This window comes from Paenibacillus sp. FSL P4-0184, assembly GCF_038004625.1.
Lineage (GTDB): Bacteria > Bacillota > Bacilli > Paenibacillales > Paenibacillaceae > Paenibacillus_AQ.
On the sequence record NZ_JBBORN010000001.1, the window covers coordinates 1,381,381 to 1,402,500 of the forward strand.

Sequence of the window (21,120 nt, forward strand, 5' to 3'; positions counted from 1 at the left end):
ACACATAACGCCGCTTATGCAATATTTCCCGAGAAATACCCTGAAACATCTCGGTCTGTCACCAAATGTCGATCCAAAACTTCGAATGGCTGCGGTGCAGCTTACTTTTCGCGGATAATCGTCTTTCTTCCACTCAGTTCCACTTTCCCGCTGGCAAAAGCGCCAACCACTTCGGGATACAGCTCATACTCAACCTTATGAATACGTTCTGCCAATGAATCCGCCGTGTCGTTATCCTGCAGGGCTACGCTGCGCTGAGCAATAACAGGTCCGGTATCCATACCTCCATCGACAAAATGCACAGTAACACCCGTCAGCTTCACGCCATAATCCAGCGCTTGTCCGATTGCATCTTTTCCTGCAAAAGCAGGCAGCAGCGATGGATGAATGTTAATAATTCGTCCAGCATACGGCGTTAAAAGCACTGGCGTAATAAGACGCATGTATCCTGCCAGCACAACCAGCCCGATTTCCCGCCGCTGAAGCTCTGCTACAATCTCTGCTTCGTAGAGTTCACGGCTGGCGAAGTCTTTTGGCCGCAGCAAGAGGGCGGGAATGCCCGCATCCTCCGCTCGCTTAGCTACAGGTGCCTCTGGCTTGTCGGATACAAGCAACTCAATATTGCCCTCACCAAGCAAGCCTGCTCTCTGTGCATCGATCAGTGCAGCAAAATTACTGCCTTGCCCAGAAGCAAAAACAGCGATTCGACTCCATTGCATCACACTTCAGCTCCAGTAAAGGTTACTTTGCGTTCCCCTTCTGTCACTTTACCAATGATAAAAGCCTCTTCTCCGCTCGCTTTGAGCAGTTCAAGAGCATGTTCTCCATCAGCGCTACTTACTACCAGAACAAGTCCAATTCCCATATTAAAAGTAGTAAACATATCACGGTTGCTTACGTTTCCTTTGTTCTGCATCAATCCGAAGATCGGCAGAATCGGCCACGATCCGTAATTAATCTCCACATCTACACCGTCAGGCAATACGCGCGGGATATTCTCGATGAATCCGCCACCCGTAATATGTGCCATTCCTTTCACCGGAAGCTGCTCCAAGAGCGCCAGCAAAGGCTTCACATAAATCTTAGTTGGTGCAAGAAGTACATCCACAAGCGGAGCTCCAAGCTCCGGAAGCACATCATTCAGGCCATAGCCATCTTCCTCAAGCAAAAGCTTACGCACCAGTGAGAAGCCGTTGCTGTGCACGCCGCTAGAAGCTAAACCAATCACTGTGTCTCCAGCAGCGATGTTAGCGCCTGTTACCAGCTTCGCTTTGTCAGCAACGCCAACTGTGAATCCAGCGATATCATACTCACCCGCTGAATACATGCCCGGCATTTCAGCCGTTTCGCCGCCAATCAGCGCACAACCTGCTTGGTGACAGCCCTCTGCGATTCCTGCTACGATCGCTTCGATTTTCTCCGGTACGACTTTGTCGCAAGCCAGATAATCGAGGAAAAATAGCGGCTCCGCGCCTTGCACTACAATGTCGTTCACGCACATAGCTACAGCATCGATCCCAATCGTGTCATGGCGATCCGCAGCAAACGCGATCTTAAGCTTCGTGCCTACACCATCAGTTCCCGATACGAGCACTGGCTCTTCATATTTATCTTTATTGAGGCCAAACAGCGCTCCGAACCCACCAAGATCCGTCATTACTTCTGGACGGTAAGTACGTTTTACGTGCTTTTTCATGCGTTCTACCGCTTCGTTACCAGCCGCAATATCCACTCCGGCGTTTTTATAAGCTTCCGACACTTGGGACACCTCATCTTTTAATAGTTTAGAGCGCGTTTGGGCGCATTCGGGACTAACTTCATTGGTGATTATTGGAGTTATTACGAGGAATGTTTGGACTTCCGATCGCTGTTATGTTTGGATTTCCTGATTTAAACCGCTCATCGCGGTAGAAATCCAAACATAAAGGCGAACGCTACGCTTCTACAGTTCCAAACTTCCTCTCCATAACTCCCTCCAACCACCGCTTTCACCCTACTGCAAGCCGCAGTGCGCGCCTTGCACACGGACCTCAAGACCTAGGTGCATGAGCTGCGCCATGCAACCTCTTCTAGCGAAACAAGCGAACACCCACACCTTTGCAAGGGGGACTTAGGGGGATGACCCCTAACTAACAACTACAACCATCTTTCTCCGCCCCGCCAAAATCAACCTGCGTCGGGTAATCATTATCGAAGCAGGAAAGACATAGCCCGCCTTTGTAATCATCTTTGTTGTGACCACCAATGGAAGTGATTAAGCCCTCCGGTGACAAGAATGCCAAGGAATCGGCATTAATCTCTTCGCACATTTCCGCAATGGACTTGTACGACGCGATGAGATCGCGGCGGTCTGGGGTATCAATGCCGTAGAAGCAAGGATTCTTGAAGGGCGGCGATGTAATCCGCACGTGAACCTCTACGGCTCCCGCTTCGCGGAGCAAATTGACGATCCGCCGTGAAGTTGTTCCACGCACGATGGAATCATCGATCATGACAACACGTTTGCCATCGACCACACTGCGCACGGCGCTTAGCTTCATTTTCACACCTTGCTCACGCAGCTCTTGGCTCGGCTGGATAAAGGTCCGGCCTGTATACTTATTCTTGATGAGCCCAAGCTCATAAGGAATGCCCGTCTGTTCCGCAAATCCAATCGCTGCCGAGATACTTGAATCCGGTACACCAGTTACGAGGTCAGCATCTACGAAAGCTTCTAATGCCATTCGGCTACCCATCCGCTTACGGGCGGTGTGCAGGTTAGCGCCATTCATATCACTGTCTGGGCGAGAGAAGTAAATATACTCCATCGCGCATAGCGCTTTACGTTTTGGCTCGGTAAAACGGTCCTCTAACAGGCCATTTTTATCAAGCACGAGTAGTTCGCCAGGTTCGATATCGCGGACTAACTGTGCTCCGATAACTTCTAAGGCGCAAGATTCGGAAGCAAAAATATAGGCGTCGCCGATCCGTCCCATTACAAGCGGACGCAAACCATGGGAATCCGAAGCGACAATTAATTTGTCATTCGTCATAAGCAGAAAAGCAAATCCGCCAACCAGTTGTTTTAGCGCATCCTTTGCCGCTTCAACAAAATCCTTAGACGAACGCGCAATCAGATGCGCCAGCACTTCTGTATCACTTGTAGTTTGGAAGATCGATCCGCTTTGCTCAAGCTGTTTACGAATCAACGGTTCATTTACTATGTTACCGTTCGTTGCAATCGCCAAATCACCGTCACGATATTTGAATACGAGCGGCTGTGCATTGGTTAAGCGGCTGTCTCCGCTGGTGGAATAACGTACATGCCCGATGGACATGTCTCCAACCAGTGAGGCAATTTTGTCCTTGTCGAATACTTCTTTTACTAACCCCATCCCGCGGTGATAGTTGAAATCACGACCATCTGCTACGCAGATGCCCGCACTTTCTTCCCCACGGTGCTGTAAGGCGTGCAAACCGTAATAAGACATGGACGCCGCTTCCGGGTGTCCGAAGACCCCGAAAACGCCGCATTCTTCTTTTAATGTGTCAAAAATATCTCCCGAGCCCGTTCCTTCATTGTAAAAGTCACCAGTCCACAGGATAGGAGTCTCCTGCTCTTTCCCGGTCTTTATTTCATAAGACATGGAATAGCATCCTCCCAAACGAATTTCAATTCTGCTACAGCTTCATCTAATACGGATGCACCGTCCAGATTTACGCGCAGTCTGTCTCCACCTACAGTTCCGATGATTTCCACTGGAACGCCGCTGGCAGCAATCGCTGCTTTCAGCTCTTCCGCACGCTCAGGCGCTGCCGTCAGCACGATACGTGATTGGCTCTCACTGAACAAAGCTACATCGGATCTAAGTCCATTAGCAGAAAGTTCAACGTTCGCACCAACACCGCCACTGATACAGCTTTCTGCAAGTGCTACAGCAAGGCCGCCTTCGGACAAGTCATGTGCCGAACGCACCAGGCCGCCGCGAATCGAGGTAAGCACTGCGCTCAGCAGTGTTTTCTCAGTAGCCAAATCCAAAGCTGGAGGACGGCCTTCGGTTACACCATGAACAGCATATTGAAATTCACTACCACCAAGCTCAGCTTTTGTTACGCCTAGCAGAAGGATGGAATCTCCTTCTTGTTTAAAGCCTTGAGTCGTAATATGATCCGTATCCGTTACTAAACCAACCATGCCGACAACCGGTGTTGGGTAGATGGATCCCGTCGTATTTTCGTTATAAAGACTGACATTCCCGCCGATAACCGGAGTATCCAGCACACGACAAGCTTCAGCCATACCATCAACCGCACGCTCCATTTGCCAGAACACATCAGGTTTCTCAGGGTTTCCGAAGTTTAGGTTATCGGTAATAGCAAGCGGTTCAGCACCCGAACAAACGATGTTACGAGCCGCTTCGCTGACTGCAATCCGTCCACCCACTTCAGGATCAAGATAAACATAACGCCCGTTACAGTCCGTGGTCATCGCAAGTCCTTTACGTGTACCATGAATGGTAACTACAGCCGCATCAGATCCAGGTCGAACAGCCGTACTAGTCCGCACCATGTAATCATATTGGTTGTATACCCAAGCTTTGCTTGCTACGGTTGGTGATCCAAGAACAGTACGCAGTGCGCCGCCTAGATCTGTAACTTCTGCGTAACGAAGCGTATCTACCGATTCATTTTCTACATAATAAGCAGGAACCTCAGATGGTTTGTTATAGACTGGACACTCATCAACAAGCGCTGTTACTGGCATGTCACCGACAACCTCACCGTGATGATACAGCTTCAAGCGACCATCATCCGTAACTTTACCGACCTTACAGCAGATTACACCCCAGCGATCAAAAATCTCTTGCGCCTGAGCTTCATCCTTCGGTTCTACTACGAACAACATCCGTTCTTGCGATTCCGAAAGCATCATTTCATAAGGGGTCATGCCGTCTTCACGTTGTGGCACCTGATCAAGATACAGCTCCAAACCATTACCAGCTTTACTTGCCATCTCTGCACTTGAGCAGGTAAGTCCAGCCGCACCCATATCCTGAATCCCAATAACGATGCCGCTGTCGATTAACTCTAGACAAGATTCCATAACGAGCTTCTCCATAAATGGATCGCCTACTTGTACAGCTGTACGTTTAGCTTCTGACTCTTCACTTAGTTCCACGGATGCAAAAGTAGCCCCATGAATCCCATCACGTCCAGTAGGAGGACCTACGTAGAAGACTGGGTTCCCTACACCTTTAGCGACACCGCGTTGGATTTTATCATGATCAATTAGACCGACACACATTGCGTTAACAAGCGGGTTACCGTCATAGCTATCATCGAACATGATTTCGCCGCCCACGGTTGGAATCCCGATACAGTTACCATAACCAGCAATACCCGACACCACATGCTCGAACAAATATTTCACGCGATCGCTTTCCAGCTTTCCGAAACGCAAGGAATTCAGCAGTGCGATAGGTCTTGAGCCCATGGAAAAAATATCACGAATGATACCACCTACGCCTGTTGCCGCACCTTGAAAAGGTTCTACCGCAGAGGGGTGGTTATGACTTTCGATTTTGAATACAACCGCTTGGTTGTCTCCGATATCTACAATCCCTGCGCCCTCGCCAGGTCCCATCAGGACACGTGGTCCAGTAACTGGGAAACGTTTCAACAATGGCTTAGAGTTCTTGTATGCACAGTGTTCAGACCACATTACGCTGAATACACCGATTTCAGTATAGTTCGGCAAACGTCCCATAAAAGACTTGATGAGCTCATATTCGCTGTCCGACACACCGAATTGGCTGTAAATTTTCTGCTCTGCGATCTGTTCTGCGGTCGGTTCCTTAACGGATACTTGCTGCGTCATGACGATCCCTCCAAGTCTTCAGTATAGATGTGAACATTCGTTTGCCATCTTCAGATCCGAGCAAGCTGTTAGCTGCACGCTCAGGGTGAGGCATCATGCCGACTACATTCCCCTGCACATTACTAACACCCGCAATATCAGCTACAGAGCCGTTAGGATTATCGCTATATGTGAACACAATCTGATTGTTAGCTTTCAGTTCTGCTAAAGTCTCTTCATCACAGTAGTAGTTTCCTTCGCCGTGAGCGATTGGGATGATGATTTCTTCATCCTTAGCATAATCAATAGTAAATGGGGTTTCGTTATTAACAACCTTAAGCACTGTATCATGACAACGGAACTTCATGGACATGTTACGACGCAGCGCGCCTGGCAACAAACCAGCCTCAGTAAGAATTTGGAACCCATTGCAAATGCCTAGCACGAATTTCCCTTGCTCTGCTGCTTTAGCAACTTCAGCCATTACAGGAGCAAATCTTGAAATCGCGCCGCAGCGCAGGTAATCACCATATGAGAATCCGCCTGGAACCAAAATGCAATCATACGCCGACAAATCTGTCGCTGTATGCCACACATAATCGACTGGTTCGCCGAGACTGTCCTCTACCGCCTTGTAGCAATCAATATCACAGTTAGAGCCTGGGAAGACAAGTACAGCAAATTTCATGTCGTTTAGTCCTCCAATTCGTAGCGGTAATCCTCGATCACCGTGTTGGCAAGTAGCTTTTCGCACATTTCCTTGAGACGCACTTCTGCTTCAGCACGGTTATCCGTGTCCAAAGTCAGCTCCATATATTTCCCAATACGCAAACTTTCAACTTCTTGAAAACCTACCGAATGAAGTGCTCCTTGCACTGCTACACCTTGTGGATCGAGAACGCTCTTCTTAATGGTGACATATACCGTCGCTTTTAACATATGCTTGTAGTTCCTCCTAAATTTTTATGTGTATATACTTTCTGAAAGCTGAAACTCTACTAAAAGTAACTCTAGCTTTAAAAACATACACTTCATTTATTCCCATGAGTAAACACACAATGTTGAGCTATAAAGACTTGCCAGTAAGACGATGATAAATGTCCAGATAACGGCGCGTTGTTTCTTCAACTACTTCTAGTGGAAGTGGATCAGGTTTGCTATTTTTATCCCAGGAGGATGCAGATAGATACGTACGAACAGGTTCTTTATCCATACTATCAATTTCGATATCAAGAGCGTATTTGTCCTTGGCCCAGAAACGTGAAGCATCCGGCGTAAAAATCTCATCAATCAGAATCACCTTGCCATCCAGCAAGCCGAATTCGAATTTGCAGTCTGCAAGAATGATTCCCCGCTCAGCACAATACTCTCTGGCAAAAGAGAACAATTGCAAGCTCTTCTCCTGCAGCTCGAGTGCCAGATCAGCACCGATTAGCTCCTGCATCTTTTCAAAAGGAATATCCTCATCATGACCTACATCGTTTTTAGCCGCAGGGGTAAAGATTGGCTGTGCCAGCAGCGCATTTTTGCGCAAGTTCTTAGGAAGCTCAATACCATTCACTTTGCCAGTTTCTTGATACTGTCTCCAGCCCCCACCGGTGATGCACCCACGCACAACACATTCGATATCGATGCGCTCTGCTTTGCGTACCACCATAACACGGTTTCTGAGAGCTTCCTTGTCCTTAACGATATCTCCGAGCAGATCCACATCAATATGAACGACATGATTCTCCATTAGCTCTTTGGTCTTTCCGAACCAGAACGCACTCAGACGGTTAAGCACATTGCCCTTTTCAGGTACCGCTGGGTCCAGCACATAATCAAAAGCAGATATCCGATCCGTGACGACGATCAGTACATTCTCCCCTAAATCGTATAGCTCACGAACCTTCCCTTTATAGAGCAGCGGCGCATTGATGAGTTCCACGGCTGTGGATACGGCCGACGATGTCATGACCTTTCCTCCCTTGAACTAATGATCTTGATTACTGCAACTGGTCTCAAAGGCGTAATTCCGAGGAATGTTTGGACTTCCGATCGCTGTTATGGTTGGATTTCCTGATTTAAACCGCTCTTCGCGGTAGAAATCCAACCATAAAGGCGAACGCTAACGCTTCTACAGTTCCAAACTTCCTCTCCATTACACCATTCGACCAATTTCCTTTATATCTAACTCCTTAGTTCACCACTAACCTATCTTTTTTTTAGATAAGCTCTAGCTTGCGGAAGATGGTGTCCACATGCTTAAGGTGCCAAGAAGGGTTAAATGCATCTTCAATCTCTTCTGGGGTAAGAACGTTAGTGATCTCAGGTGTAGCTTCCACGATATCGCGGAATTGTTTTTGCTCTTCCCATGCTTGCATAGCACGCGGTTGAACGGTATCGTATGCTTGCTCACGGCTAAGGCCTTTGTCGATCAGTTTAGTCAAGATCCGACCGGAGAAAGGAACACCGAACGTACGGTTCATGTTACGCTTCATATTCTCTGGGAATACAGTCAGGTTCTTCACGATGTTACCGAAACGGTTCAGCATGTAGTTGAGCAGCATCGTTGCATCCGGAAGGATGATACGTTCCACAGAGGAGTGCGAAATATCGCGTTCATGCCAGAGTGGCACGTTCTCGTAAGCTGTAACCATATGTCCGCGAATGACGCGGGACAGACCGGAAATGTTCTCACAACCAATGGGATTCCGTTTGTGAGGCATAGCGGAGGAACCCTTTTGACCTTTGGCAAAGGCTTCTTCCACTTCACGAATCTCACTCTTTTGCAGAGCGCGGATTTCAGTAGCGAATTTGTCTAACGATGTCGCTACCAAAGCAAGAGCAGCCATGTATTCAGCATGACGGTCACGCTGTAACGTTTGTGTAGAAATTGGAGCTGGGCTTGTGCCGAGCTTGCGGCAAACGAATTCTTCTACGAAAGGATCGATGTTCGCGTACGTACCAACGGCACCGGAGATTTTACCAAACTGCACACCGTTCGCAGCATGGCGGAAACGCTCCAGGTTACGTTTCATTTCTTCGTACCAAAGCGCCATTTTCAGACCGAAGGTGGTTGGCTCGGCATGAACGCCATGTGTACGACCCATCATCGGTGTATCTTTGTAGGCAATAGCCTTATCTTTAAGGATCTCAATAAAGTTGATGATATCCTTCTCTAGAATTTCATTCGCTTGACGCAGCAAGTAACCTAGCGCCGTATCTACCACGTCAGTAGAAGTAAGACCGTAGTGAACCCATTTGCGTTCTGCGCCTAGGCTTTCGGAAACCGCGCGTGTAAATGCTATAACGTCATGACGTGTCTCTTGTTCTATTTCATCAATGCGTGCGATATCGAATTTAGCGTCTTTACGCAGTTTAGCTGCGTCTTCGTGCGGGATAACTCCTAGCTCAGCCCATGCTTCACAAGCGCAAATTTCAACTTCCAGCCACGCTTTGAATTTATTTTCCTCCGTCCAAATAGCTCGCATCTCAGGTCTGCTGTAACGTTCGATCATATTCTTTAGTTCCTCCAAAGTTTAGATTGCTCCACCCAGGACAAGCCGTCTCCGGTATCCTTGCAGAGCAGATTGATATGGCCCATCTTGCGGCCGGTCTTACTCTCAGTCTTGCCATATATATGAAGCTTAGGTACAACACCCAGCTTATTATCTTTTTCGTCCTGTGTACAGGTCGCTTTAATCGCGCCAGCCAAATGCTGGCCTAGTACATTTACCATAACTACAGGTGTCAAAAGCGTTGTATCGCCCAGCGGCAGATTACAAATCGCCCGGACATGCTGCTCGAACTGTGAAGTCGCGCAAGCATCCATGGTGTAATGCCCGGAGTTATGCGGCCTTGGTGCTAACTCATTGACGTACAATTGTCCGTCCTCTGTGACGAACATTTCTACTGCCAGCAGTCCAACCGCATCAAGTCCAGCGATTAATGTCTCTGCCAATTCGCATGCTCTCCGCTGAATGTCCTCTGCCACTCTTGCAGGCACAATGGACAGATGCAAAATATTATTCACATGAATATTTTCCGACGGTGGGAAGCTCTTAACCTCCCCAGAAGCACTGCGTGCAGCAACAACGGATATTTCACACTTAAAAGCTACAAACTTCTCAAGCACCAGCTCCGGCACAACGGCTCCGGGTACTACTTGCCGGAAGGCTTCTTCCAGCTCTTCTTCCTGACGGATCACGGCTTGTCCCTTGCCGTCATAACCGCCTGTGGCTGTCTTCAGCACACAAGGTAGTCCAAGTTCAGCCGCCGCCACTTTCAGCTCCGCAAGGCTATCCACCTTCCGGTACGGGGCGACGGGTACGCCTGCCGCCTCGATGGCGGCTTTTTCACGCAGCCGATGCTGCGTCGTATACAGCAGCGCGCTGCCCTGCGGCACGTACGATTCCTCCGTCAGCAGCGCGGCAACGCCCGCGTCGACGTTCTCGAACTCGTACGTGATGACGTCCGAGCGGCGGGCTAGCTCCCGCGCCGCGTCCCGGTCGTTATATGCCGCTGTAATCTGCGGCGTGACTTGACCGCTAGGCGCATCCGGTGCAGGGTCCAGCGCCACGAACCGGTACCCCATGGCGCTGCCAGCCAGCGCCATCATGCGCCCGAGCTGCCCGCCGCCGAGCACGCCGACGGTCGCGCCGGGCAGTAGCGTCCGGACGGTGTCCGTGCCGGACGCATCCATAGCTGCTGGCGAAGTAACGCCGCCAGCCTCCTGCAGCTTCAGCTCCTCCGGTCTCATAAGCTGTCGCTGCTTTCAAGGACTTCGTCGCGGATCGCATCCCGCCGTAGCTGCGCGCGCTGCTGCACTTCTGGATCGAATGCTCCGATAATCTGTGCAGCCAGGAGGCCTGCATTAATGGCTCCTGCCTTACCAATGGCTACCGTTGCCACAGGAATGCCTCCTGGCATCTGCACGATGGAGAGAAGCGAATCAAGCCCATTAAGCGCCTTCGACTGCACTGGCACTCCAATCACAGGCAGGATCGTCTTTGCTGCCACCATACCCGGCAAATGCGCAGCACCACCCGCTCCTGCAATAATGACGCGAATACCCCGGCCCGCGGCTTCCTCCGCATAGCTGAACATCAAGTCCGGCGTCCGGTGCGCAGATACTACCTTCTTCTCATAAGATAATCCCAGCTCTTCAAGCACCGCACAAGCGTGCTCCATCGTATCCCAATCCGATTTACTGCCCATGATAACAGCTACCTGCACAGACATGATTCGACCTACCTTCCAGTCACTAGTATGGATATCTTTATCTTGTAAATTCGAATAAAAAAAGCCCGATGACCAGACGCATTTTGCTGCGGGAGGATCGGACTAGTAAAGAAATTAGGAAAAAATAATCCGCGTGCCTATCATTAGGCTGCATTAAGCGCGGAAAATGGCATAATGCATCATTCCGTTACCCGGACCGCATTGCCGCATTCTATCATCCTATTTCCTCGTAGTCCGGTAATTTACGGTTCCCGGGTAGAAACTTCCGGGCCATATCCCCGGTTTTATACGAGTTGCTCATGACATCAGTTTAACAATCCCCTACACAGGATGTCAACTCAAACACGAACATTGGTAAATTCCGATTAATAATCGTTCGCTTTTAGGCGTATTTAATTTCTCAATAACCACTTATTTTGATGATAAAGACTTCTTTCCGTACACTATTAGCTCTAACAACAGATGTTATATTAACTGTAGAATAGGCTTCATGTAGTCATTTCGTTTCTTAATAATCAAGTATAAATGCCTTTGGCGTCCCTGTATGACGGTTAGCGTTTATGCGAGAAATATAAGGATAAAGTATAGTGTGAAACATATACTTTCTTATATTTGAAAAAAGGAACGCCATAAGCGTCCCTTTTTACTCTATGTTATTTTACAACCAGCACTGGAATGCGGGCGCTTTGTACTACATTATGGCTGACACTACCCAGAACAAATTCACGTATTCCGCCAAGTCCGCGGCTGCCGATAACAATTACATCTATAGCATGTTCTTTAGCATATTTCAAAATCACTTCAGCGGGGGATCCTTGTAATAGCTCAACCTCAGCATTCAAGCCTTCAGCCTCAAGGCGTCCCTTGACTTCTTCCGTAGTCTGCACTGCTAAATCATAATATTCTTTATTTACTGAAGCCGGTAGTGGTGCTAGAGCTTCTCCGATAAAAAATCTTGGGAATTCAAATGCGTGTACGACATGCATTGTAGAGCCCGGAGTTACTTTTGCGAGTTCAATTGCGCGCTCCAATGCTTGATTAGAAGCCTTAGATCCATCATAGGCGAGTAAAATTTTAGAGAATAACATGTACGCCACCTCTTTTTCTAGTTTGTAATCATTAAGACTATCACCTTAAAAAATAGCTGTACAAAAAGATATTCAGCAACAGAAGTAACGGAATTCCGATCCTAAAGGACATATGTCGCGTCTTGTGGCGCTTACGATACATGGCAATCAGCACGCCTAGTGCCCCGCCCATAGCTGCCAGCAGAAAAAGTGTCTTCTCAGGTACACGTTCTCGCCGTTTACGGGCTTTGTTCTTGTCTTCGGACATCACTACATATCCGATAATATTAATTACCACAAACCACAACATTATAACCTTGACCATTCTCCCGGGCTCTCCTCCTTGCTTCCTATCTATCTCTATTATATTCCTCTTTTTCACAAAAAACCAATCATCCTTACACGCTCTGATAACTTCGCTACCTGCCTCTTTCTTTTCACTGCTTCGCATCCTTCATCCATATCCATGACAACACCGCAGCCAAGGCCGCCGCAATTCCACCCAGCCAGAACCCTCCGGTCAAGCCATAAAGAGCGCTCATCCAGCCTGCCACGAAAGGCCCTGCCGACATACCTATTGCATAAACCGCCTGATAGAAGCCCATAGCTGTTGCACGCTTATATGGATCTACTTCTGACACCGACTTGCCGAGCAACAATGGAAAAATAAGTCCCTGCATAAATCCGTTTCCTACCTGAGTCAGACAGAGCGTCGCTAGCGTCGGCATTGAAGGAATAAGAAGTGTAAACAATGCACTTCCCGCGAAGGCTAAGAGAAGCGTGCCCCGGTCTCCTAGCAGCCTACCAAATGTCCGTGAGCCATAGAGGGTCGCGACAGCATGCGGAATCATAAAAGCGAGCGTCAGCCAGCCCAAGCTTTCTTTACTTGCTCCGATATTCAGAGCTTGGTTTGGCGTATATCCGAACATCGTTATGAATAGCACACAGTGTGCCAACACTGACAACAGAGAAACTCTTACCAGAAGTGGCTCCTTCATAACACCCGCTAAGTCCTTGATCTGGATCGCACTTTGCCGTTTCTCCTGTTTTTGTTCAGGTAACCGCAGAGCAAGCAGCAGCGCCGCAATAGCTACAAATCCACCAATCAGAAACGGGGTATTCCAGCCCCAATGCTCCACCATATAGCCACTGATCATCATACTGGTCAATTGGGCGATTACCGTAGTGAATTGCAGCATGCCCATCGCTTTTCCAGCTTCCTCTTTCGGGAAATATCCCGCGAACATCACAGTGTACACAACCCATGCGGAAGCCGCTATACCGGATACTGCACGTGCTGCCAATGCCCAACCAGGCTGTGCTCCCCACATAAAAAGAAAGCAGCTGGCTCCGCTCGCAATCAGTCCCAGGTAGATAAACGGACGACGCCGATTCAAATAATCCGAACCGATGCCAATCGGCAGTCGGAACAGAATCTGCATTAACCCATATACGCCAAGCACCATGCCCACCATAAAATATGATGCTCCCAAATGCTCCACATAAGGGGATAGTACCGGAACATAAATATAAGAAGAGAACCAAAACATAAATACAATAACGAGAAAGAAAAACTTACTGCCTCCCTGCCCCTCTGGGCTACCTGCTGCTTTTAGTTGATCCACTTGTTGTTCAGCTGCCACCCTAATCACCTGCTCTATGTATTTGCTTAACATTCTAATTCAAAGCCTATCTGTAGACCACAAAAACTTACGCGGACAGAAAAAAGGCTACTGAGCACACTCAGCAGCCTTTTTATTACAATACATGCGAACCTCTTTACTTATCCTTCTTTTGCCCTTCAAGCGCTGCTTTCAGCAGTTCCCCAAGGTTAGAGCCAATGCTTTCTTGCTTACTATATTGCTGCACCAGCTTTTGCTGTTCACGTTTATTTACATGCTTGTGGTCTTTATCCAAGGTTTCTGTGATTCCACAGCCCAGACATTGTACGAACATACCTGCTTTACCCTCTTTAAGCTCCATCTTCTTATGGCACTGTGGACAGCGGCGATTCGATAATCTTTTCTCTCCGGCACGGGTATAACCACAGTTATCTGCAGGGCATACAAGCAGCTTGCCACGTTTGCTCTTTTTCTCCAGCAGTCTTGTACCACATTCCGGACAATTACTGTTCGAGACATTATGCGGTTTATATTCTGCTCCACTAGTTTTGACGCCAGTTACCAGCTCCTGTGCCATACTGCGGATGCCTTGCAAGAAGAGCTCCGGCTTGCCTTGACCACGCGCTATTTTCTCCAGCTCAGCTTCCCAGCGCGCGGTTAGATCTGGTGTCCGTAGCTGTGTGGATACCAACTCAATAAGCTGCTTGCCTTTACCAGTCGGATGCAGCAGATTCCCTTGGCGTTCAATGGTATCGGAGCTAACCAGCTTCTCGATAATATCCGCGCGGGTTGCCGGGGTTCCCAGTCCGTGCTTCTCCATTTGCGTCAAAAGCGAAGCTTCGTTATATCGCTTCGGTGGCTGTGTTCGTCCAGGACGAACCATACAGCGGCCAATCGTGACAGTTGCCCCTTCGCGCAGCTCAGGTAGCTTCACACTCCCAGCTGCTGGCTCGTCCGATGGCTCCTCGTCGTCATCGTTACTCATATCTCCGCCGTACACATCACGCCAACCGGCATCTTTTACCGTCGTCCCTTTGACATGGAAGCTTTCGCCTTCCACGTTGACGGTGACAGCTACCGCATCATAGCGAGCTGGTGGGTAGAACAAGCTAATAAAACGCCGTACAATCAGATCATACAGCTTACGTTCCTCAGTACTCAGACCATTTAACAATACGGTCTGCTCTGTCGGAATAATAGCATGGTGATCGCTTACTTTGCTATCATCCACGATTCGCTTCGTAATCGGCAGCGGTTTGCGAAGCAGTGGACGTGCCAACGCAGCATATGGGCCGACTGCTACACTGTCCAATCTTTCCTTGAGTGTGCCCGTCATATCTGATGTTAAGTAACGACTGTCCGTACGCGGGTAAGTGACAAGCTTATGCTGCTCATATAACCGCTGAAGCACACTGGAGGTCTGCTTCGCGGAGAAGCCGAACTTCCGGTTCGCATCGCGCTGCAATTCAGTCAGATCATAAGCGAGTGGATGAGGTTCGCTCTTCTCACTCTTCTGTACCTTATTAATACGGCCGCTGCGTCCAGTAAGCTTATCCTTTAGACTTGCCGTCTTATCCTTTTCAAATATCCGACCATCGCCGTTACTGGCCCGCCATGCCGCTTGGAAATCTCCAAAATCAGCAGTCAGCGTCTCAAAATCAACGGAACGGAAACCCGTAATCTCCTGTTCACGATCCATGATCATCCCTAATGTCGGCGTTTGTACCCGCCCTGCGGAGAGCGGCGAACCGAACTTACATGTTAAAGCTCTCGTGACATTCAGTCCAATCATCCAATCCGCCTCTGCGCGGCAACGTGCAGATTCATACAGACGATCAAAATCGCGACCTGGGCGGAGCATTGCAAATCCCTCTTTAATCGCCTTATCAGTCTGCGAGGATATCCACAGCCGCCGGAATGGCTTTTTCCACCCCGCCATATTCATAATCCAACGTGCCAACAGTTCTCCTTCACGAGCAGCATCCGTAGCTACCACAAGCTCCTCAATATCCTGACGCTTCATTAGATGCTGAACAGCTTTGTATTGCTGGTTGGTCTCACGCAGCACCTTCAGCTTTGCCTTCTCCGGCAAAATCGGCAAATCCTCCAAAGCCCAAGTTGCAAACTTTTTATTATAATCTTCAGGCTCTGCCAGGCCGACTAAATGACCCAGTGCCCAGGTAACCACATATTTTGGACCTTCAATATAGCTCTTCTGTTTATTATTACATCCCATGACTCGTGCGATCTCGCGTGCAACAGACGGCTTCTCCGCCAATACTAATGTCTTCATAATGCTCCCCTTTCCACATCAAATTTCATTATATCATTAAATGAATGTTAGCAAATATCGTCAGGCTTTACCGTATGCCTCTGTTATACACTAGATCATATCTGATACCCGAAAGGAGTCATAGTCAATGAATGAACAAGAAAGCTATAATATAGTATCTATAGGATCGGTTAGAGGTACACCACATAATTTGCGACTGGAAATCAAACCGGAATTTAGCCCGGCGCTTAAAGGTTTATCTCAATTTAGTCATTGCCAATTGCTTTGGTGGCTGCACGAGTTTGCAGATGATCAATTCCGCCAGACTACACAGATTCAGCCTCCTTATGACGAAACATTAACTGGAGTATTCGCTTCCCGTTCCCCTATTCGACCTAATCCAATTGGGCTTAGTGTAGCAGCAATCCTCTCTGTCGATGAAGCTTCTGGCATCGTAGAGGTGGCTGGACTTGATGCCTATCCTGACACACCAATCCTCGACATCAAAGCTTATTTTCCTAGTGCCGATCGCGTAATGGAAGTGACCGTTCCCGATTGGGCTGCTAATTGGGGGGACTGGACAACAAATAATTGAAGTAATCGTGTTGGACACCATTTCTAACTGTTATGGGAGGGCATCTCTTGAACAATCGCCAACTAATCATTCAAGCATTAGATCTCATTGAGGATCGCTTAAACACGCTTCTTCCTGTAGCTGTCCTTTCCAAAGAAATGGGATACTCACTTTATCATTTCACCCGCCTATTTCAAGCAGTCACTGGGATAGCACCCGGCGACTATATAGCCAGACGCAAAATTACTGAAGCAGCCTTGGACATTCACCGAATGCCAGAACGCTCACTCCAGGACATCTCATTAGACTATAACTTTAGTAACTATGAGACCTTTACTCGTGCCTTCAAAAGAATGCTGCACACGACTCCCTCTCTTGTTCGAAAAAGAATTAATAAAACGAAACTCCCTTTGTTGCCTAGACTATATGAACAGGATCTACTTCAAGTCCTTTCTGATAGCGATCTTTCCCCCCAGCTCGTTGATTTAGGGGAAATTATACTTCAAGGACCCGTAGTTAAAGTAGACCATGATTTCTCCGTCATTTCTGATACTTGGCCTTTGCTTTTCAGTATGGTAGATACTATATCTGATAGAATACAACCTGAAAAATATTATCAGCTTGGCTTCTGGCCAGACGACTATGAGAGTAGCGGTTTTTCGATCATGTGTGCCTGCAAACTTAATCCTATAAATGCAGACCACAATCAGACTTTCCCCCTTCAGATCTTACCACCTATACGTTATCTTAAATTCATCCATAAAGGCCGCTCTTGTGATATCCCTTCTACATATAAATATATCTACGGAATCTGGCTGCCGAAAACAGAATACAGGATGTCCATTCCATTTGAATTGGAATTTTATGGTGGATTGTACCTTGGACCAGATAACGAAAACTCGGTGAGTGAAATCTACATTCCGTTAGAATTTTTACAAGAAGAGACTACGTTGTCGTCTTTTATAAATGACAACCGTTTCTCTTAGAAATATAAAGATATTATAGTTGTTTAGCTTATAAATTCTTATCTTTTAACAAAAAGCCCGTATCTGCTATGCAGACACGGACTTTTTTTGCTTATGGAATTAATAGTTACTCTTGCTCCACCTGAATCGTTTGTTCAAGCTCCGGATAATAATGTTTAACTTGTTTTCCTTCTTCATCTCTTAATGCTTTATGGCTCTCATCAATGGAGTAAGTAAACGGCTTAACTGTAATTGTTTTTGGTGTTTGTGGGAACGGACTGAAATCTTTGTCTACCATAGGATAGACTATAGCCGGCAAGTTGAATGACCCACTCGAAGAAAATGCATTGCCTAGTTCATCAACAATTTCATAGAACATTTCAGAGGTTGTGTATCCATCCTTTTCTTTCACAGTTGGCGCTTTACCTTCTTCGCTGAGCTGTAATCTGCTTGTGGCTGGAGTTAATTCCAGCTTGGTAATCGTATAACTGAATTCTTCTGCCTCTTTTGTTTGGTTCAGATCAAGCTTGATAATTCCTTCCGTAACTTTTTTCACCGGCACCTTGATTTCAAAAGGCTCTGCGATTTGTGTAACCGGCACAGTGATGCTTAATTCAAATTCATTCCCCAAAGCCTCTACATTATTTAGATTTCTATAATCGTATAAAATAGCATTCTTTTTACCCTCAACATCGCCAAAAGACGACATTTGGGCCTCCAGATTCTTTCCATTCGGCAATTTCACTTCTGCTGAACCCAACAACCCTTTTTCGGACTGGTTCATTGTCACTTTCGCATACTGCTGTTCTTTTACCGCTGGATCGAATTCAATCGGTTCAATAATCATTTCTGCCATCATCTTATCCTTATCAATGCCTTCCCGTTCAATCGCAAAAGCCAACCGCGAGCCGTCATAATAGGCATCGGTAACCTTCAAGGTCACTCCATCATGGGTAACGCTTTGGTTAGGCGCAGTAGATAATCCTTTTTCTTCAGCAGCATTTAGACCTTTATCGTCAATCCCCTTGAAAATACTTCCTACAACAGGAATCTGCTTTAACGTTTCAGCCATGACTGGGGATATAAATCCGCTACCGATTATTCCCGCACCCAACACTGCTGCTGCCGCGGCAGCCACCAATGATTTTTTCAGGAACTTATTCCCACTTTTTCTTGACGCTCGCTTTTCCATTCCCTCGTCTCCTATTCGCTTCATAATTGAATCGCTGAAACTGTCTACCGGCATTTCATGATTTTGGAATGTTTGACGAATGTGCTCCATCTTCTGACTTTCAGTTGGATCTTGCCATTTCTCCATGAGGGCTTCCTCCTTCATTCATTCTTTGCCGGACTAACTTTTTGCGTAGACGTTCAAATTTCTTGCGTAAAGTAGCTGAATTACAATCCATAATCTGACCCATTTCTTCAAAACTGTACTGCTCTACTACCTTAAGAATCAGAAGATTGCTCTCTTCAGCTGTCAGATCATCCATAAATAACTTCTGCAATGGCTCCTCTTCGTTAGGATTATAATAGGTTTTCGGCTGCTGCTCTTTATATAGCGACAACAGACGGTTTCTTCGTTTGCGTTTGCGAACCTGATCCAAACAATGATGATAGGCCACTTTATACAGCCATGAATTAAAAGAGACTCGTTTCTCATAACGTCTGAGTTCCTGATACACTTTTACAAATATATCTTGCACAGCATCCTCTGCTTCTTCATGACTTCTCAAAATATAATAGCAATACGTATAAATCTTTCTTTCATAGGCTTGTATTATAGTTCTATAGGCTTCGCGGTTACCCGCAAGAACCTGATCAATAGCCTCTTCAATTATTGTTTGATTCACTTGGACCCCGGGGCTGCGACGTTCCAAAGAATCACCTCCTTGTTATTGACTACAACTATATAACGATTGTGATCCCTTTAATTGTGACAGGCTCAAAAATTTTTCCAAATATGTTATAAACACCATCTGTTTTTCAACAAAAAAAGCGACTACCCCGATTGATGCTCGGAGAAATCGCTTTTATAATAATATTCCATATTTATAAACTTTTTACTTATTTATATTTTTCAACTCAATACATGCTTCAAAAAATACAATATCACTATTCTGGCCACGGACATATATACCATCATCCGTTACAGCTGAGCGTAAAATAGTCAGTTCATCCCCAAACTTAGCTTCTTGTAGATAAGTAATCCGGAAGCGTGTGAACACTGCATTATCCCATTCCGCTAAACTGAGTGCATCACAACATAAATCTCCGTATCGGGCATTATTCAAATGTCCGTTGCTATCCAGCCCACTATATCTTACCTGATACCGATAAGCTTCTTCCATAGTAATATTAGTAGGGATCGTTACCTTAACAGGCATATCCCCTACTGAATCGCCATTATAGTGCTTAACCTGAACTGGAAGAGCGTTCGGTCTGAGTATCTTTCTCTTCTCAATATCTACTAAAGCCCATATAGAACGCGCTGTGGCAACCTCTATATGATCTGCATCGAAAATACGATAATCCCGTTGCCATAAAGCCCCTTTAGTACCTTTACTCCAGGTATGTACGCTAAGCACATCATTTGGGCGAGGAATACGCTTAAAATCAAGATCTAACGTAATCATCATCCAGCCCATTCCTGCACTCAGAATTTCTTCCACACTTATCCCCAAATTACCCACGGCGAAGTCTGCCGCACATTGCATGATATCCAAAATAAAGGATAACTTACCCTGTGAACGATAATCCGTGTCGCTCGCATGTACAGAAAAATCTTCTATCCACACAAGATTACTACTGTTGTCCATTGTTTATCCTCCTACCATGCAAAATATCCTTGCATTTACTTGAAGTATCCACATATATCACTGCTCTATCCACATAAATTGGGGACTACTTTCATTTTTGAATATATTTTATTATTTCATCCACATGTTAGTAACTTTTATTTTTCTGTTATTTCCCCATGACTTATCCACATTATTTAAATTAAGCGATAAAGGGAACAAAAAAGCCATTGTTGATAAATCAACAATGGCTTCGTGTGCTTGGCAACGTCCTACTCTCCCAGGACCCTTCGGTCCAAGTACCATCGGCGCTGGAGGGCTTAACGGTCGTGTTCGGGATGGGTACGCGTGGAACCCCTCCGCTATCGCCACCAAACATGCGTCTGTGAAACAGACGCTGTCGCCGAAGCTTAATTCATCACCAGAAGTGCGAATAAATTTCTTAGCGTAATCCAGGCTTGATGCCTGAAAACTGAATCCGAATTGAATTTGCGTTCTAAGTATAGGATAAGCCCTCGACCGATTAGTATTGGTCAGCTCCATGCATTACTGCACTTCCACCTCAACCTATCTACCTCGTCGTCTTCAAGGGGTCTTACTAATTGGGAAATCTCATCTTGAGGGGGGCTTCACGCTTAGATGCTTTCAGCGCTTATCCCGTCCGTACGTAGCTACCCAGCCATGCTTCTGGCGAAACAACTGGTGCACCAGCGGTACGTCCATCGGTCCTCTCGTACTAAGGACAGCTCCTCTCAAATTT

General features: G+C 46.9%; 20 protein-coding genes, 2 rRNA genes and 1 riboswitch (1 of these 23 only partly in view). Of the genes, 2 read left to right on the plus strand and 20 right to left on the minus strand.

Going from position 1 to position 21,120, the window contains the following annotated elements; genetic code table 11:
• Positions 1 to 101: 101 nt before the first annotated feature.
• From purN to MKY52_RS05925, 15 genes are all read right to left on the minus strand, one after another.
• A complete protein-coding gene (gene purN / locus MKY52_RS05855; RefSeq protein WP_076286942.1) occupies positions 102 to 719 on the minus strand; it encodes a phosphoribosylglycinamide formyltransferase in 618 nt (205 codons plus the stop codon).
• Complete coding sequence (gene purM / locus MKY52_RS05860; protein ID WP_042184751.1) at positions 719 to 1,759, minus strand: phosphoribosylformylglycinamidine cyclo-ligase; 1,041 nt, start codon at positions 1,757 to 1,759, stop codon at positions 719 to 721. Before purM ends, purN begins: the two co-directional genes overlap by 1 nt.
• Positions 1,760 to 2,129: 370 nt before the next feature.
• On the minus strand, positions 2,130 to 3,626 hold the full coding sequence (purF, locus tag MKY52_RS05865) for an amidophosphoribosyltransferase (RefSeq protein WP_076286945.1): 1,497 nt from the start codon (positions 3,624 to 3,626) through the stop codon (positions 2,130 to 2,132).
• Positions 3,611 to 5,857, minus strand: coding sequence for a phosphoribosylformylglycinamidine synthase subunit PurL (purL, locus tag MKY52_RS05870; RefSeq protein ID WP_341050385.1), 2,247 nt, complete (start codon positions 5,855 to 5,857; stop codon positions 3,611 to 3,613). Before purL ends, purF begins: the two co-directional genes overlap by 16 nt.
• Positions 5,835 to 6,524 carry a phosphoribosylformylglycinamidine synthase subunit PurQ gene (gene purQ / locus MKY52_RS05875; RefSeq protein WP_042124034.1) on the minus strand — a complete coding sequence of 230 codons (690 nt, stop codon included), beginning with the start codon at positions 6,522 to 6,524 and terminating at the stop codon, positions 5,835 to 5,837. The genes purL and purQ overlap by 23 nt, the downstream gene beginning before the upstream one ends.
• 5 nt (positions 6,525 to 6,529) lie before the next feature.
• Complete coding sequence (gene purS / locus MKY52_RS05880) at positions 6,530 to 6,775, minus strand: phosphoribosylformylglycinamidine synthase subunit PurS (protein WP_036680912.1); 246 nt, start codon at positions 6,773 to 6,775, stop codon at positions 6,530 to 6,532.
• 127 nt (positions 6,776 to 6,902) lie between these two features.
• The gene (locus tag MKY52_RS05885) at positions 6,903 to 7,793 is read right to left on the minus strand and encodes a phosphoribosylaminoimidazolesuccinocarboxamide synthase (RefSeq protein ID WP_076286947.1); all 891 of its coding nucleotides are present in this window, start codon (positions 7,791 to 7,793) and stop codon (positions 6,903 to 6,905) included.
• A gap of 250 nt (positions 7,794 to 8,043) precedes the next feature.
• Positions 8,044 to 9,339 (minus strand): adenylosuccinate lyase, encoded by a 1,296-nt coding sequence (purB, locus tag MKY52_RS05890; RefSeq protein ID WP_042124027.1) that lies wholly within the window; start codon positions 9,337 to 9,339, stop codon positions 8,044 to 8,046.
• Positions 9,340 to 9,344: 5 nt separating this feature from the next.
• Positions 9,345 to 10,466 carry a 5-(carboxyamino)imidazole ribonucleotide synthase gene (gene purK, locus MKY52_RS05895; protein WP_341053345.1) on the minus strand — a complete coding sequence of 374 codons (1,122 nt, stop codon included), beginning with the start codon at positions 10,464 to 10,466 and terminating at the stop codon, positions 9,345 to 9,347.
• Positions 10,369 to 10,599, minus strand: a complete 231-nt coding sequence (locus tag MKY52_RS05900; protein ID WP_341053476.1) for a hypothetical protein — start codon at positions 10,597 to 10,599, stop codon at positions 10,369 to 10,371. Before MKY52_RS05900 ends, purK begins: the two co-directional genes overlap by 98 nt.
• Positions 10,577 to 11,062 carry a 5-(carboxyamino)imidazole ribonucleotide mutase gene (purE, locus tag MKY52_RS05905; protein ID WP_042184739.1) on the minus strand — a complete coding sequence of 162 codons (486 nt, stop codon included), beginning with the start codon at positions 11,060 to 11,062 and terminating at the stop codon, positions 10,577 to 10,579. Before purE ends, MKY52_RS05900 begins: the two co-directional genes overlap by 23 nt.
• A gap of 210 nt (positions 11,063 to 11,272) precedes the next feature.
• A riboswitch (purine riboswitch) is annotated at positions 11,273 to 11,374 on the minus strand.
• A 341-nt stretch (positions 11,375 to 11,715) separates the two neighbouring features.
• Positions 11,716 to 12,150: a universal stress protein gene (locus tag MKY52_RS05910; protein ID WP_042184737.1), complete on the minus strand. Its 435-nt coding sequence runs from the start codon at positions 12,148 to 12,150 to the stop codon at positions 11,716 to 11,718.
• A gap of 40 nt (positions 12,151 to 12,190) precedes the next feature.
• On the minus strand, positions 12,191 to 12,454 hold the full coding sequence (locus MKY52_RS05915; protein ID WP_042193264.1) for a DUF1294 domain-containing protein: 264 nt from the start codon (positions 12,452 to 12,454) through the stop codon (positions 12,191 to 12,193).
• A 112-nt stretch (positions 12,455 to 12,566) separates the two neighbouring features.
• Positions 12,567 to 13,772 (minus strand): MFS transporter, encoded by a 1,206-nt coding sequence (locus tag MKY52_RS05920; RefSeq protein WP_341050386.1) that lies wholly within the window; start codon positions 13,770 to 13,772, stop codon positions 12,567 to 12,569.
• Positions 13,773 to 13,908: 136 nt separating this feature from the next.
• Positions 13,909 to 16,044 (minus strand): DNA topoisomerase III, encoded by a 2,136-nt coding sequence (locus tag MKY52_RS05925; protein ID WP_341050387.1) that lies wholly within the window; start codon positions 16,042 to 16,044, stop codon positions 13,909 to 13,911.
• 127 nt (positions 16,045 to 16,171) lie between these two features.
• On the opposite strand from MKY52_RS05925, the gene tsaA reads away from it, so the two are divergent.
• Positions 16,172 to 16,618, plus strand: a complete 447-nt coding sequence (gene tsaA, locus MKY52_RS05930; protein WP_341050388.1) for a tRNA (N6-threonylcarbamoyladenosine(37)-N6)-methyltransferase TrmO — start codon at positions 16,172 to 16,174, stop codon at positions 16,616 to 16,618.
• Positions 16,619 to 16,665: 47 nt separating this feature from the next.
• Entirely contained in the window at positions 16,666 to 17,583 is a 918-nt protein-coding gene (locus tag MKY52_RS05935) for an AraC family transcriptional regulator (protein ID WP_341050389.1), read from the plus strand.
• Between the two features lie 106 nt (positions 17,584 to 17,689).
• Here MKY52_RS05935 and MKY52_RS05940 read toward each other — a convergent pair whose 3' ends face one another.
• The 5 genes from MKY52_RS05940 to MKY52_RS05960 all read right to left on the minus strand — a co-directional run.
• The gene (locus tag MKY52_RS05940) at positions 17,690 to 18,880 is read right to left on the minus strand and encodes a DUF4179 domain-containing protein (RefSeq protein ID WP_341050390.1); all 1,191 of its coding nucleotides are present in this window, start codon (positions 18,878 to 18,880) and stop codon (positions 17,690 to 17,692) included.
• Positions 18,855 to 19,442: an RNA polymerase sigma factor gene (locus MKY52_RS05945; RefSeq protein WP_341050391.1), complete on the minus strand. Its 588-nt coding sequence runs from the start codon at positions 19,440 to 19,442 to the stop codon at positions 18,855 to 18,857. The genes MKY52_RS05940 and MKY52_RS05945 overlap by 26 nt, the downstream gene beginning before the upstream one ends.
• Positions 19,443 to 19,625: 183 nt before the next feature.
• Positions 19,626 to 20,381 (minus strand): acyl-[acyl-carrier-protein] thioesterase, encoded by a 756-nt coding sequence (locus MKY52_RS05950; protein ID WP_341050392.1) that lies wholly within the window; start codon positions 20,379 to 20,381, stop codon positions 19,626 to 19,628.
• A 238-nt stretch (positions 20,382 to 20,619) separates the two neighbouring features.
• Positions 20,620 to 20,736: ribosomal RNA gene (rrf, locus tag MKY52_RS05955) — 5S ribosomal RNA — on the minus strand.
• A 126-nt stretch (positions 20,737 to 20,862) separates the two neighbouring features.
• Positions 20,863 to 21,120, minus strand: a 23S ribosomal RNA gene (locus MKY52_RS05960) (it continues 2,661 nt past the right edge of the window).